Source organism: Streptomyces sp. NPDC002994 (assembly GCF_040611155.1).
Lineage (GTDB): Bacteria > Actinomycetota > Actinomycetes > Streptomycetales > Streptomycetaceae > Streptomyces.
This window is the reverse complement of the sequence record NZ_JBEXNQ010000035.1, coordinates 25,734-40,302: the sequence shown is the minus strand read 5'-3', so window position 1 is coordinate 40,302 and position 14,569 is coordinate 25,734. Positions and strand designations below refer to the sequence as shown.

The window sequence follows — 14,569 nt, the reverse complement described above, 5'->3', positions numbered from 1 at the left end:
TACAACCGCAGGGCGGGTCAGGCCAGTTCGTGCGTCCAGCCGTGCGTGTCCTCCGCCGTGCCGGTCTGGATGGCCAGCAGCGCCTTCCGCAGCTCCATCGTCACCTTGCCCGGCTGACCGTCCCCCTGCACCCACTCCGCACCCTCGGACTTCACCGACCCGACCGGCGTGATCGCCGCCGCCGTGCCGCACGCGAAGACCTCGGTCAGGGTGCCGTTCTCGGTGTCGCGCTTCCAGTCCTCCGTGGAGATCCGGCCCTCCGCCGACTCGTACCCGAGGTCACGCGCCAGCTGGAGCAGCGAGTCACGAGTGATGCCGGCGAGCAGCGAGCCGGTGAGCTCCGGGGTGACGATCTTGTCCCCGTACACGAAGTACAGGTTCATGCCGCCCATCTCCTCGACCCACTTGTGCTCCAGCGCGTCCAGCCAGACCACCTGGTCGCACCCCTTCCCCGCCGCCTCGGCGAAGGCGAGGAGCGAGGCCGCGTAGTTGCCGCCGGTCTTGGCGAAGCCCATGCCGCCGGGGACGGCGCGGACGTAGTTCTCGGACAGCCAGACCGAGACCGGCTTGACCCCACCCGGGAAGTACGCACCGGCAGGCGACGCGATGACGATGAAGAGGTACTCGTTGGCCGGCTTCACACCGAGCCCGACCTCGTTCGCGATCATGAACGGGCGCAGGTAGAGCGAGTCTTCGCCGCCGTGCGCCGGAACCCATGCCTTGTCCTGCTGCACCAGCGCGTCGCACGCCGCGATGAACGTCTCGACCGGCAGCTCCGGCATCGCCAGCCGGCGCGCGGAGACCTGGAAGCGCTTGGCGTTCGCGTCGGGCCGGAAGGTGGTGACCGTGCCGTCGGGCCGGCGGAAGGCCTTCAGGCCCTCGAAGATCTCCTGCGCGTAGTGCAGGGTCATGTTGGCCGGGTCGATCGACAGCGGCGCGTACGGCACGAGCTGCGCGTCGTGCCAGCCACGACCCTCGGTCCACCGGATGGTGACCATGTGGTCGGTGAAGTGGCGGCCGAATCCGGGGTTGGCCAGGATCCCCTCGCGCTCCGCGTCGGACAGCGGGTGCGAGGAGGGCTTGAGCTCGATCGTGGGCGTCGTCATGAGTGCGTGTCCTTCACCGTTTGTGTGTGGTGGACCGCGCTCACGCCTTAGTAGGACGTCCGAGCTTCCCCTCATACCGCGGCCCCACGTTCGATTATCGCCCGTGGGAGTGCGTGCATGAAACGGCGTGTAGTGCGGCCCAGGATTGATGGTCCCACCCGGCCGCGGCAAAGCACAGCCGCCGGGTGTCTGTAACCCGGCGGCTGTGGGAGGAGTCCGTCGGGTCAGCCCGCTACTCGTACCGCGAGCGCGTCGCCGATTTCGTCCGTCGTACGGACCGTGCTGCCGTCGCGCTCCGCGAGGTCGGCGGAGACGGCCGCCTCGATACGGACGGCCTCGGCCTCGAAGCCGAGGTGCCGCAGGAGGAGGGCGACGGAGAGAATCGTGGCCGTCGGGTCGGCCTTGCCCTGGCCCGCGATGTCGGGCGCGGAGCCGTGGACGGGCTCGAACATCGACGGGAAGGCACCCGTCGGGTTGATGTTGCCGGAAGCGGCCAGGCCGATGCCGCCGGTCACGGCAGCGGCGAGGTCGGTGAGGATGTCGCCGAAGAGGTTGTCGGTGACGATGACGTCGAAGCGCTCCGGCTGCGTGACGAAGAAGATCGTCGCGGCGTCGACGTGCAGGTAGTCGGTGGTGACCTCGGGGTACTCCTGGCCGACCTTGTCGAAGATGTTCTTCCACATGTGGCCTGCGTAGACGAGGACGTTGTTCTTGTGGACCAGCGTCAGCTTCTTGCGCGGACGGGCCTTGGCCCGCTCGTACGCGTCACGGACGACGCGCTCGACGCCGTACGCCGTGTTGAGGCTGACCTCGGTCGCGACCTCGTGCTCCGTACCGGTGCGGATCGAGCCGCCGTTGCCGGTGTACGGGCCTTCGGTGCCCTCGCGTACGACGATGAAGTCGATGTCGGGGCGGCCGGCCAGCGGTGTCGCGGTGTTGGGAAACAGCTTCGACGGGCGCAGGTTGATGTAGTGGTCGAAGGCGAAGCGGAGCTTGAGGAGCAGGCCCCGCTCCAGGACGCCGGACGGCACGGACGGGTCGCCGATCGCGCCGAGCAGGATGGCGTCGTGCTGCTTGAGGGAGTCGAGCTCCGCGTCCGGGAGGGTCTCTCCGGTGCGGTGCCAGCGCTGAGCGCCGAGGTCGTACTCCTTGGTCTGCAGCTTCACATCCTGCGGGAGGACGGCGTTGAGGACCTTGAGCCCTTGGGCCACGACCTCCTGGCCGATGCCGTCACCAGGGACCACTGCGAGATTGAGGCTGCGAGACATGTCGGCACCCTACTCCCGCGTCCCAGCCCCTGACACCGGGCGTCCGCCATTCGGACTCAAAATCTCGACAGATTCTGTTCACCCTTAGTACTGGCCAGAGTTGGTTGTTACTGGGAAGTTTTTTCCCATGGCCGACACCCCCCGCACCGGTATCCCCGAGCAGCTCGCCCGCCGCATGAGCATGCCGGAGCAGCACGAGTTTCTGCGTACGAAGCTGTCGCGCAGGCGGGTGATCACCTCGTCCGCCGCCACAGTGGGCGGAGCGGCCCTGCTGGGCGGCGCGAGTCCGGCGTACTCGGCCGCGCCCGTTGTCGCTGCCCTCACTCCCCGCGTCGACGGGTCGCTCGTCGCGCCCTTCGGCCGCCACCTCGCCTTCGGCGCCGACCCGAAGACGCAGATGCGGATCTCCTGGCAGGTGCCCTTCGCGGTCAAGCGCCCGTACGTACGGATCGGACTTCAGCCGTGGGAGCTGAGCCGGAAGATCGAGGCGGAGGTGCGCGCGCTGCACACGCCGTCGCTGTCGCGGAAGCTGCCCGCGGTCGACCAGTTCTACCTGCACGCAGGGCTCGACGGGCTGCGGCCGGGGACGACGTACTACTACGGCGTCGGGCACGACGGATTCGATCCGGCCGACGCGTCGCGCCTGTCGACCATGGGGTCCTTCCGTACGGCGCCGACGCGGCCGGAGACCTTCGTCTTCACGGCCTTCGGCGACCAGGGCGTCAGCTACGACGCTCTCGCCAACGACCAGTTGATCCTCGGCCAGAACCCCTCCTTCCACCTCCACGCTGGCGACATCTGCTACGCGGACAGCAGTGGGCAGGGCAGGGAGTCGGACACGTACGACGCGCGCGTGTGGGATCAGTTCCTGGCACAGACCGAGAGCGTGGCCTCGCGGGTGCCGTGGATGGTGACCACCGGCAATCACGACATGGAGGCCTGGTACTCCCCCAACGGCTACGGCGGCCAGTCCGCGCGCTGGTCGCTGCCCGAGAACGGCCCCGACGCGACGAAAGCCCCCGGCATCTACTCCTTCACGTACGGCAATGTCGGCGTCGTGGCGCTGGACGCGAATGACGTGTCGTACGAGATCCCGGCCAACAAGGGCTACACGGACGGCGCCCAGAGCGCCTGGCTCGACAAACGGCTCGGCGAGCTGCGGCGGCAGGCCGGCATCGACTTCATCGTGGTCTTCTTCCACCACTGCATGTACTCGACATCGACGCATGCCTCGGACGGCGGGGTGCGCGACGCGTGGCTGGCGCTCTTCACCAAGCACCAGGTCGACCTGGTGATCAACGGGCACAACCACGTGTACGAGCGGACCGACGCCATCCGGGGCGGCGAGGTCGGCAAGCCGGTGCCGGTCGGGGCCTCGACCGACCCGACGCGCGACGGGATCGTGTACGTCACGGCGGGCGGTGCGGGCAAGGACCTGTACGGCTTCGGGCCGGGGGTGAAGGACAGCTACGAGGGCGAGATCCACGACCACGACCACATAGTGACCTTCCACTGGACGAAGCTGCGACTGCCCGACCCCGACACAGTCGAGTGGTCCCGGGTCCGCTACACCGGCTTCTCGTTCCTCGCGGTGGAGGCTGAAACCGGCACAGTGCCGAAGCTGAAGGTCTCCGCGCTCGCCGAATCGGGCGAGCGCATCGACTACTTCGAGATCCAGCGCGGCCGTTAGGAGAACGCCTCAGTGGCCGGTCGCGCCGCCGTTGTCGCGGCGGTCGAGGGCCCGCTGGAGGGCTGCCGCCGCCTGCTTGCGGTCGGTGTCGTTCGAACGGGGGGTGTGGCGGACGCGGCGCACGGTCTCGGCCATGATGATCGACTCCTTGAGATCAGAATGATTTCAGGGCGCCGGAATGGGCGGGGAGCAGGTGCCGCAGGGGTTACCTGCATGGGGCACGGGCTCGCGTCCGCCGTTCGCTGATGGAGCGAGACGTTCGGCTTCTTCCAAGCTAAGCGAGGCCGGACTGTCTGTCTCCACAATTACTCGGACTTCCTACTATCTGAGACGCGATCATGGCCACGCCGGGGGAACCGGGGGAAAAGCGTGGCCATCACCGCTGTCAGGATGCCGTCAGGTACATCCCCGAGGCGTCCGCCCCCGCCGTATTGCGGCAGGTGTAGCTGCCACTGCCGCCGGCCGGAGCCGCGTGGATGAGGGAGAGGCACCGGCCCTGACCGAGCTGGCCGTAGTAGTTGGGGTGCATGGATTCCTGGACCGGCCCCTGCGTGGAATCACTGTCGATCCAGCGCGCCCACTCACTGCTCGTGGCCGACGGCGGCTGCGTGGCGTTCACCAGCCTGCTCTGCTTGGCGCACACCTCGCGGCCCTGCAGCATGTCGCGCAGGTCCAGGAACTGCGTGCCCTTGGCGGCGGCCACACCCTTGAGACGGTCCGCGATCTGCGGGACGAGCGAATCGCGCGCCCAGTCGGAGTCCTTGTTCCAGAACGGACAGCCGCCGGTGTTGACGCGACTCCAGCCGCTCTCCAAGTAGCGGTTCTCGGCGGCCCGTGGGATGGGCGAGGGGTAGGACTGCAGAACGATCCGGTAGTCCGAGGCGGCGTAACCCGCGGCGGACATGACCGCGCGGATCTCGTCGACAGACTTGCCGACGGCTCTCATCGCCGTGTCGATCTTCGCGTCCACGACGGCCTGCTGGTCGTCGTGGCAGTACGAGTACCAGACCATGTAGTCCGTCGCGCAGGCGGTGATGATCTCCGCGAAGCCGAGGTCGTTGCCGCCGACCGACAGCGCGATCACCTTCACGTTGTTCGCCGCGGCGATGCCGGCGAGCTGGTCGGCCTGCGGGGCCTCGCCCTTGAACGCCGTGCCGCCGCTCGAAGCGCGGAAGACGTTCTGCGTGGTGGCGCCCGAGCAGGCGATGTTGATCAGCGCCTGAGTGGTCCCGGTGGCGCTGCGCACCTCGGCGGAGTCGGAACGGTGGCAGCCACTGGCGGCCGTCGGACCGTATACGAGGCTCGGGTCGTAGCCACTGCCTGTCCACGCCCGGTCCGAGCCGTAGCGGCTGCCGCTGTCGGTGAGGCTGTTGCCGCGCCAGCGCCCCGCTTCGCCCGAGATGTAGCTGTCACCCATGGAAACGATCGCGGTCGGTCCGGAGGCGGGTCCGGCGACCGAGGGGCCGGCCCCGGTTGTCAGCAGGGCGGTGAACGCCAGGGGGAGGGAGAGCGCGGCGGCGAGAAGGCGCCGCGTGGGCCTGGGGGTGCGGGTCGGTCTGAGCGTACCGATGGAGCCGATGGAGCTGAATCCGGACACGGCGGAACTCCTGCGCTGGGCCTCGAAGGCGTATCGGTGAGGGGAGCCGCCGGCCGGTGGCATGCGGAAATCTGGCACGCCGCCGTTTGTTACCGCTAGGTAGGTGCAGGTTTCGTTTTCGTCACGGCGTGGCCGGAAAACGACTTCCACCGACCTAGAGCAGGTCGCCGCCGCGCCAGTCGAAGAACAGGGCGTCCGACGCGTCGGGAAGTCCGGCCGCGGCCACAGGCCTCAGATACGTCGAACCCTCCTCGTCGGGCAGGGGTACGACGCCGTGGGGACCCAGCGCCGCGATCCTCCCAGGCCACACGACCCACCCGCGCGCCGCGTAGAGCGAGGCCCCGTCGTCGGACGCCGAGAGCGCCCCGAGCACGTACGCCCGGTCGATCACCCGCTCCAGCGCCTCCATCACCCGGCCCCCGAGCCCTTGTCTGCGGCGGTCGGCCCGTACGGCCACCCCTTCGACGTAACCCACGCGCAGCGACCGGCCGCGGTGTAAGACCCGGCGCTGGATGACGCTGCCGTGGGCGGCGAGGCCGTGATCGTCCTGGACGAAGGCGTGGATGCCGCCGATGGTGTGGTCCCAGTCGTCCTCGCCGAAGTCGCCGTCGAAGGCGGCGTCCAGGAGGGCGCGAATCTCGTCGAGCGCGGCGGGCGCGAGATCGGCGGTGTGGGCGGTACGGAGGCGGTCGGTGCGCTCGGACTCAGTCATGCCCCGACTCTCCCAGGCCCAGGCGACATTCAGCCCCTCCCGCGTTTGAGGAGCGGGGTCCGGGGCAGCGCCCCCGCAGGCCGCCCGCAGGACCGCCACCCCCGACCCGCGTCAGTACACGTTCACCCCGTACGCCGACAGCGCCTCCCTCACCGGCTGGTGAATGGCGGAGCCATTGGTGCCCGTACAGCCCGAGCTCCCCGAGTGGATCCCGAGCGCGACGCTCCCGGCGAAGTGCGCGCCGCCGCTGTCGCCGCCGGCCGAACAAGCGGTGGTGCGGACCATGCCGTAGACGGGCCCGTCGCCGTAGTTGACGGTGACGTTCACGGCGGTGACGGTGCCGCTGGTCACCTTGGTCGTCGAGCCACTCTTCTTGAGGGCCTGCCCGACGACAGCGTTCGCGGCGGACGCGATGTCCTGGTAACTGCCGTTGTAGAGGTTGACGTTGCCCGCCGGCGCCGAGCCGTTCGTGTAGCGCACGATGCCGTAGTCGTTGGTCGGGAAGCTGGTGCCCTCGCGGACGCCGATCACCGGACCGCCGGACGTGGCCGACCAGTTGGCGACGTCGTTGGTGCAGTGCCCCGCCGTCACGAAGTAACGCGCGGTGCCCTTCGAGACGTTGAACGCGGCCGAACAGCGGTACCCACCGCCATAGATCGCGTCGCCGCCCGCCACCTCCCGCTTGAAGGTCCCCGGCACCCGCGACACACGCACCGCGCCGTCCTGCGCGTCCGCGACCCTCTTCAGCCGGGCCATTTCCCGCGCGGACACGGACTGGTCGGCCTCGACGCTGACCTGGTTGGTCCGGGGATCGATGCCCCACGACGTACCGGTGATCTTCGCTCCGGACTCCAGTGCGGCCATGGCCGCCTCAAGCCGCGCGGCACCGCGCTCCACGCGCTTCGCGACGGCGCCGGCCGCGCGGACCTGCTCGGCAGCGTGCTCGCTGGTGACGGTGACGGTGAGTTCGCCGGTACGGCGGTCGATGTAGCTTCCGGCGGTGTCGTCGCCGAGCCGCTCGGAGAGCGCGGAGTCGAGGGCGTACGTCGCCGGGCCTGCGGCAGCGGCTTCGGCCCCCGCCGTCCCGGCCCCGGCGGCGACCGTGCCGGTGCCGAGCGCACCGGCGGCAATTAAGGCGGTCAGGGCTGCGCGCGCACGGAAGGTGCGTCTCATGGGGGGATCTCCTCAGTCAGGTTTCCGTGGGGATCGGAAACACCACTCAGGAATTTGACATGTTCATTGCCATCCCACAAGACCGCCCCGGCTGCCCTTGCACGCCACGGGTTCCGCCGCCCGCTTCGGGGCACATGAACAGCGACAAAGGAGGCGAGAGCATGGGCACATGGGCACTCTCCCGTCGCGGCAGGCGCACCGCCCGCCGGGCGTCGGACAGTTCGGCCCTGGAGACGGCCGCACGCTGGGGATTCGTGGCACGCGGGGTGCTCTACCTGCTGGTCGGCCTACTGGCCATGCGGATCGCGTTCGGCGACGGCAAGCAGGAGGCGGACCGGGGCGGCGCGCTCGCGGAGGTGGCCGCGCAGCCGCTGGGCCAGTACCTGCTCTGGGCGCTGGGCGCCGGGCTGGCGGGCATGGCGCTGTGGCGGCTCTCCGAGGCCCTCTTCGGCGCGGTCGGACCCGACGGGCACAAGCCCCGCAAGCGCCTGCTGTCGCTGGCGCGTTTCCTCTTCTACGGCTTCGTGTCCTACTCCGTACTGTCCTTCGCCGCCGGCACCGGCGGCAGCGGAAGCGGATCGAGCGACGACCAGTCCGAAGACGTGACGGCCAGGGCCATGCAACTCCCCGCCGGTCAGTGGATCGTAGCCATCGGCGGCCTGGCCATCGCGGTCGCGGGCGTGTGGATCGCGGGCCGCGCCGTGCTGCGCAAGTACCGCAAGCACCTGAAGACGCTTGAACTGCGGGGCCGAACCCGCCAGGCCGTCGACGTCACGGGCGTGGCGGGCGGCCTCGCGCGCGGTGCGGTCTTCGCCATGCTCGGCGGCTTCGCGGTGAAGGCGGCGGTCGACTACGAACCGGACCGGGCCAAGGGCATCGACGACACCCTCCGCTCCTTCGCCGACACCCCGGCGGGCCCGTGGCTGCTCGCCCTGATCGCGGTCGGCCTGGCCATGTTCGGCCTCTTCTCCTTCGCCATGGCCCGCTGGCGCAAGATCTGAGCCCGGCACCGGAAACGCGAACCGCCCCCGTCCGGCGTGGGGGCCAGGACGGGGGCGGTGGTTTCGCAGGCCGCGCGACGGGAGCCGCGCGCCGTGGAGGGGTCAGCCCTGGTGCGGGTACGTGTAGTCGGTCGGCGCGACCAGGGTCTCCTTGATGGCCCGGGTCAGGGTCCAGCGCTGGAGGTTCTGCGGTGCGCCGGCCTTGTCGCACGTACCGGACGCGCGGCCGCCGCCGAAGGGCTGCTGGCCGACGACGGCGCCGGTCGCCTTGTCGTTGATGTAGAAGTTGCCCGCGGCGTAACGGAGCTTGTTCATCGTGTACGCCGCAGCCGCGCGGTCACTGGAGATGACGGCGCCGGTCAGGGCGTAGTCGGAGACCGACTCCATCTGCTCCAGCATGGCGTCGTACTTCTCGTCCTCGTAGACGTGGACCGCGAGGATCGGGCCGAAGTACTCGGTCGCGAAGACCTCGCTCGAAGGGTCCGTGCACGCGATGACCGTCGGGCGGACGAAGTAGCCGACCGAGTCGTCGTACGTACCGCCCGCGATGATCGTGCACGTCGGGTCGGCGGCGGCGCGGTCGATCGCGGCCTTGTTCTTGGCGAACGAACGCTCGTCGATGACGGCGCCGATGAAGTTCGACAGGTCGGTGACGTCACCCATGGTGATGCCGTCGACCTCGGCCGCGAACTCCTCCTTGAAGCCGGACTCCCAGATGGAGGCCGGGATGTACGCCCTCGACGAAGCGGAGCACTTCTGCCCCTGGAACTCGAACGAGCCACGCGTCAGCGCGGTCTTCAGCACGGCGCGGTCGGCGCTCGGGTGCGCGACGACGAAGTCCTTGCCGCCGGTCTCGCCGACGATGCGCGGGTACGAGCGGTACTTCTCGATGTTGTTGCCGACCGTCTTCCACAGGTACTGGAAGGTCTTGGTCGAACCGGTGAAGTGGATCCCGGCCAGGTCGCGGTGGTTGAGCGCGACCTCGGAGACGGCGATGCCGTCACCCGTGACCAGGTTGATGACGCCCTTGGGAAGGCCCGCCTCCTCCAGGAGCTCCATCAGCAGCACGGCCGCGTGGGTCTGCGTCGGGGACGGCTTCCAGACCACCACGTTGCCCATCAGGGCGGGAGCGGTCGGCAGGTTGCCGGCGATCGCCGTGAAGTTGAACGGCGTGATCGCGTAGACGAAGCCCTCCAGCGGACGGTGGTCCAGCCGGTTCCACACACCCGGGGAGTTCGCCGGCGGCTGCTCGGCGAGCAGGTCACGGGCGTACTTCACGTTGAAGCGCCAGAAGTCGATGAGCTCGCACGGCGTGTCGATCTCGGCCTGCTGGGCGGTCTTCGACTGGCCGAGCATGGTCGAGGCGGCGAGCGTCTCCCGCCACGGGCCCGACAGCAGCTCGGCGGCGCGCAGGATGATCGCGGCGCGGTCGTCGAAGGACATCGCGCGCCACGCCGGAGCGGCGGCCAGCGCGGCGTCGATCGCGTCCCGCGCGTCGTCCTGCGTGGCGTGGGCGGCGGTGCCGAGGACGGCCTTGTGGTTGTGCGGCTGTACGACGTCGAAGCGCTCGCCGCCGCCCATCCGCTTCTCACCGTTGATCGTCATCGGGAGGTCGCGGGGGTTCTCGGCCAGCTCCTTGAGCTTGGCTTCGAGGCGCGCACGCTCCGGCGAACCGGGGGCGTAGGTGTGCACCGGCTCGTTGACCGGGGCGGGGACCTGGGTGACAGCGTCCATGAGTTCCTTGACTCCTTTGTGAGGGGTGGAAGGGCTCGGCCCTTGGGTCAGGTCCTGGGTCAGTTCTTGGGTCAGTTCTTGGTGATCATCGAGCGGACGAAGAACAGTAGGTTGGCCGGCTTCTCCGCGAGGCGCCGCATGAAGTAGCCGTACCAGTCGGTGCCGTACGCGGTGTACACACGCATCCGGTGTCCTTCTGCCGCGAGCCGCACATGCTCTTCGCTGCGGATCCCGTACAGCATCTGGAATTCGTACTCATCCAGTTTGCGCCCGGCACGCCGCGCGAGCTCCTGGCTGATGGCAATCAGTCGCGGGTCGTGCGACCCGATCATCGGATACCCGTCACCGGCCATCAGGATCTTCAGGATCCGGACGTACGCCTTGTCGATCTCGGCCTTGTCCTGGAACGCGACGGTCGCGGGCTCCTTGTAGGCGCCCTTGACGATACGGACGCGACTGCCGGCCCCGGACAGGCGGCGCGCGTCGTCCTCGGTGCGGAACAGGTACGCCTGGATCACGCAGCCGGTCTGCGGGAAGTCCTTCCGCAGCTCCTCGTGGATGGCGAACATCGACTCGAGGGTGGTGTGGTCCTCGGCGTCCAGCGTGACCGTGGTGCCGATCTCGGCGGCGGCCTCGACCACCGGACGGACGTTGGCGAGCGCCAGCTCGTGGCCGCCGGACAGCGCCTGGCCGAACATCGACAGCTTCACCGACATCTCGGCCCTGGCGCCCAGACCGAGGTCCCTGAGGTGCTCGATCAGCTCCAGGTACGCGTCACGGGCGGCGAAGGCCTGCTGGCGCGTGGTGATGTCCTCGCCCACGTAGTCCAGCGTGACGTCGAGCCCCTTGGCCGCCGCCTCCTGAACGATCGGAATGACTTCCTCGACCGTCTCACCGGCGATGAACCGGCCGACGACCTGTTTGGTGCCCGGGGCAGCCGACACGAAGCGGCGCATCTTGTCGCTGCGCGAAGCGGCGAGGATCACGGGACCCAGCACGGGGCACCTCCACGGAAAAGGCTCGAAGGGGGCCGCGACCAGGGATTTTCGGTACGGCACGGATAACCACCGTGAAATCTAAGGATCGCTCGCATCTTGAACCATCGACAGCTGTCACGCATCCGTGGCGTCTATCTCATACAGATGTCTGAAGTGCTGCGAGAATGAGAAGCGTGAAGGGCGATTACCAAGACCTGGTGGACGAGATCTCTGCGCTGCTCGGCGCGCCCGCGACGCTGGAGGACCGCGATTTCCGGCTGATCGCGTTCGGCGCGCACGACAGCGGCAGCGGTTTCGACGAATCGACCCTGGACCCGGTCCGTACGCGCTCGATCCTCACCCGCCGCTCGACGGCCGAGGTGCGCGCGTGGTTCGAGAAGTTCGGCATCGCCACGGCACAAGCCCCGGTGTACATCCCGGCCGATCCCGCCGCGGGAGTGCTGCGCGGCCGGCTCTGCCTGCCCGTACGCCATCGGGGCATCATCCACGGTTACGTGTGGCTGCTCGCCGGGGACAGCGGCCCGCCCGGGCCCGTCCCCGCCTCGGCGATGGCGGTCTGTGCCCGGATCGGCGAACTCCTCGCCGACGAGGCCCGCGCCCGCGCCGACCTCGGCCCGCATCTTCTGACCCTGCTCACCTCGGACTCCGCCGACAGCCGGGCGGCGGCGCTGGCCTCGCTGGGTGCGGCGCTGGGTGACGGTGGCACGTACGCCCTGCTGTGCGTAGCACCGTGGCCGGAAGCCGTACCCGGTGTGCCCAAGGTCCCGGGCGCGGCCGCGCTGTGCCTGCTTCCGGTGCCGGGGCCGGCCGGCCCGCGCATCGCGGCCCTGATCCGCATCCGTACGCCGGCCGACCTCTCCCCCGCCCACCAGGCGGCGGCCACTTTCCTCACCGCGGCGGGACGGGTCGTAGGCATCGGCAACCCGGTACACGCCCTCGAAGACCTGCCGGGCGCATGGCGCGAAGCCTCGGCCGCGGCCCGGGCGGCGCTGGCGCGACCCCACCTCGGCCCGGTCGCGGAGTGGTCGGGCATCGGCCCGTACCGCCTGCTGGCCGCACTCCCCGACAGCGGCCCCGGTCACCCGGTCGACCCCGCGGTACGCCCCCTCCTCGACCCCGCGCACGCCGAACTGGCCCGCACAGCGGAAACGTTCCTGGACTGCGCGGGCCAGGCGGCCCGCACCGCGACCGCCCTGAACATCCACCGCCAGACGCTCTACTACCGCCTGTCCCGCGTGGAACAACTAACCGGCCTGGACCTCCACAACGGAGAGGACCGCCTACTCCTCCACATGTCCCTGAAGGCAGCCCGCCTCTGACCCCCGCACCGCCAACTCCAGCCCGTCCGCGCCACCCCAGGCAACTCCAGCCCGTCCGGCGTTTGAGGACCGGGGTCTGGGGCGGAGCCCCAGTTGCGGGAAGGGGCGGGTAGGGGAAAAGCGCCGCAGGCACCCGCATCCGAACGCACCCGTACCCGGCACCCGGACCCCCGCGCAAGGCAGGCGTCCGAGTACCGGGTACGGGAGTGAAGCGTGAGAGCCAGGCTCAGTCGGCCAGGTTCACGAAGCGCGCCGAGGCCGCCCCGATCTCAGCCGCGATCTCGCTCAGAACCGCCGCCGGAACCTTGTCGTCCACGGACAGAACGGCCAACGCCTCGCCCCCCTGATCCGCGCGCGAGACCTGCATGCCGGCGATGTTCAGCCCACCCTCGCCGAGGATGCGGCCGACCGTGCCGACGACGCCCGGACGGTCCTGGTAGCGCAGGACGACCATGTGGTCGGCCAGCGTCAGGTCGATGGCGTGCTCGCCGATTCCGACGATCTTCTGGAGGTGCTTCGGCCCGGCCAGCGTGCCCGAGACCGAAACCTCCTCGCCACCGGACAGCGTGCCGCGCACGGTGACGACGTTCTTGTGGTCCGGGGACTCCGAGCTCGTCGTCAGCCGCACCTCAACCCCGCGCTCCTGCGCGAAGAGCGGCGCGTTGACGTAGCTCACGGTCTCGTCGACGACGTCCTCGAACACGCCCTTGAGGGCGGACAGTTCGAGCACCTTGACGTCGTACTGCGTGATCTCGCCGTACACCTCGACATCGAGCCGCACCGCGACCTCGCCCGCGAGCGCGGTGAACATCCGGCCGAGCTTCTCGGCGAGCGGCAGACCGGGACGTACGTCCTCGGCGATGACACCGCCCTGGACGTTGACCGCGTCCGGCACGAGCTCACCGGCGAGCGCGAGCCGCACGGACTTGGCTACCGCGATGCCCGCCTTCTCCTGCGCCTCGTCCGTCGAAGCACCGAGGTGCGGCGTGCAGACGACCTGGTCGAGCTCGAAGAGCGGGGAGTCGGTGCAGGGCTCCTTCGCGTACACGTCGAGGCCCGCGCCGGCGACCCGGCCCTCCTTGAGGGCGGAGTACAGCGCCGCCTCGTCGACGATCCCGCCGCGCGCGGCATTGACGATGCGTACGGCCGGCTTGACCTTGTGCAGCGCGTCGTCGCCGATCAGGCCGAGCGTCTCGGGCGTCTTCGGCAGGTGCACGGTGATGAAGTCGGCGACCTCGAGCAGCTCGTCCAGCGTGAGCAGCTTGACGCCCATCTGGGCGGCGCGCGCGGGCTGTACGTAGGGGTCGTACGCGACGATCTTCATGCCGAAGGCCGACATGCGCTGCGCGACCAGGACACCGATGCGGCCGAGGCCGACGACGCCCAGGGTCTTCTCGCTCAGCTCGACGCCCGTGTACTTCGAGCGCTTCCACTCGCCGTTCTTCAGGGCGGTGTTGGCCTGCGGGATGTTGCGCGCGGTGGCGACGAGCAGGCCGCAGGCGAGCTCGGCGGCGGTGACGATGTTCGACGTCGGCGCGTTGACGACCATGACGCCGGCCTTGGTGGCGGCGGAGACGTCGACGTTGTCGAGGCCGACACCGGCACGGGCGACGACGCGGAGCTTCTTCGCCGCGGCGATGGCCTCGGCGTCGACCTTGGTGGCGGAGCGGACGAGAATCGCGTCCACGTCGGCGATGGCCGGCAGGAGCTCTGCCCGGTCGGCGCCGTTGCAGTGCCGGATCTCGAAGTCCGGGCCCAGGGCGTCGACTGTGGCGGGCGACAGCTCTTCAGCGATGAGTACGACAGGTTTCGAGCTCACGTGAGTCCTCACTGGTCCTTTGCGGACGGCCGTCCCGACGGCCGCAGGCGGTGGAGGGGCTAGCCGCGTGGAAGACGCACGACGCTGTGGGCCTGACGCGTATATGTATGGAAGCAGTCTAGTGGCGCCCGGCACTCGGTCTTCCGCCTCAG

The 14,569-nt window shown here is 69.5% G+C and carries 12 protein-coding genes; 3 read left to right on the top strand and 9 right to left on the bottom strand.

What is annotated here, in order from left to right; all coding sequences use genetic code 11:
- Window positions 1-17: 17 nt before the first annotated feature.
- Complete coding sequence (locus tag ABZX79_RS33270) at window positions 18-1,106, bottom strand: branched-chain amino acid aminotransferase (protein WP_355266221.1); 1,089 nt, start codon at window positions 1,104-1,106, stop codon at window positions 18-20.
- Between the two features lie 224 nt (window positions 1,107-1,330).
- Window positions 1,331-2,374 carry a 3-isopropylmalate dehydrogenase gene (locus ABZX79_RS33265; protein ID WP_355266218.1) on the bottom strand — a complete coding sequence of 348 codons (1,044 nt, stop codon included), beginning with the start codon at window positions 2,372-2,374 and terminating at the stop codon, window positions 1,331-1,333.
- 127 nt (window positions 2,375-2,501) lie between these two features.
- On the opposite strand from ABZX79_RS33265, the gene ABZX79_RS33260 reads away from it, so the two are divergent.
- Window positions 2,502-4,064: a fibronectin type III domain-containing protein gene (locus ABZX79_RS33260; RefSeq protein WP_355266215.1), complete on the top strand. Its 1,563-nt coding sequence runs from the start codon at window positions 2,502-2,504 to the stop codon at window positions 4,062-4,064.
- 9 nt (window positions 4,065-4,073) lie between these two features.
- Here the strand turns inward: ABZX79_RS33260 and ABZX79_RS33255 are convergent, their stop codons facing one another.
- The 4 genes from ABZX79_RS33255 to ABZX79_RS33240 all read right to left on the bottom strand — a co-directional run bounded on the left by ABZX79_RS33255 (window position 4,074) and on the right by ABZX79_RS33240 (window position 7,546).
- Entirely contained in the window at window positions 4,074-4,199 is a 126-nt protein-coding gene (locus ABZX79_RS33255) for a hypothetical protein (RefSeq protein ID WP_285439257.1), read from the bottom strand.
- Between the two features lie 250 nt (window positions 4,200-4,449).
- On the bottom strand, window positions 4,450-5,661 hold the full coding sequence (locus tag ABZX79_RS33250) for a hypothetical protein (protein ID WP_355266211.1): 1,212 nt from the start codon (window positions 5,659-5,661) through the stop codon (window positions 4,450-4,452).
- 154 nt (window positions 5,662-5,815) lie between these two features.
- A complete protein-coding gene (locus ABZX79_RS33245) occupies window positions 5,816-6,373 on the bottom strand; it encodes a GNAT family N-acetyltransferase (protein ID WP_355266208.1) in 558 nt (185 codons plus the stop codon).
- 111 nt (window positions 6,374-6,484) lie between these two features.
- On the bottom strand, window positions 6,485-7,546 hold the full coding sequence (locus ABZX79_RS33240; protein ID WP_355266205.1) for a S1 family peptidase: 1,062 nt from the start codon (window positions 7,544-7,546) through the stop codon (window positions 6,485-6,487).
- Between the two features lie 161 nt (window positions 7,547-7,707).
- On the opposite strand from ABZX79_RS33240, the gene ABZX79_RS33235 reads away from it, so the two are divergent.
- Window positions 7,708-8,547: a DUF1206 domain-containing protein gene (locus ABZX79_RS33235; protein ID WP_355266203.1), complete on the top strand. Its 840-nt coding sequence runs from the start codon at window positions 7,708-7,710 to the stop codon at window positions 8,545-8,547.
- 102 nt (window positions 8,548-8,649) lie between these two features.
- Here the strand turns inward: ABZX79_RS33235 and pruA are convergent, their stop codons facing one another.
- Entirely contained in the window at window positions 8,650-10,281 is a 1,632-nt protein-coding gene (gene pruA / locus ABZX79_RS33230; protein ID WP_355266200.1) for an L-glutamate gamma-semialdehyde dehydrogenase, read from the bottom strand.
- A 71-nt stretch (window positions 10,282-10,352) separates the two neighbouring features.
- A complete protein-coding gene (locus ABZX79_RS33225) occupies window positions 10,353-11,279 on the bottom strand; it encodes a proline dehydrogenase family protein (protein WP_355266198.1) in 927 nt (308 codons plus the stop codon).
- 197 nt (window positions 11,280-11,476) lie between these two features.
- On the opposite strand from ABZX79_RS33225, the gene ABZX79_RS33220 reads away from it, so the two are divergent.
- Window positions 11,477-12,598: a helix-turn-helix domain-containing protein gene (locus tag ABZX79_RS33220; protein ID WP_355266195.1), complete on the top strand. Its 1,122-nt coding sequence runs from the start codon at window positions 11,477-11,479 to the stop codon at window positions 12,596-12,598.
- A gap of 226 nt (window positions 12,599-12,824) precedes the next feature.
- Here the strand turns inward: ABZX79_RS33220 and serA are convergent, their stop codons facing one another.
- Window positions 12,825-14,417 carry a phosphoglycerate dehydrogenase gene (gene serA, locus ABZX79_RS33215; protein WP_355266192.1) on the bottom strand — a complete coding sequence of 531 codons (1,593 nt, stop codon included), beginning with the start codon at window positions 14,415-14,417 and terminating at the stop codon, window positions 12,825-12,827.
- Window positions 14,418-14,569: the final 152 nt, after the last annotated feature.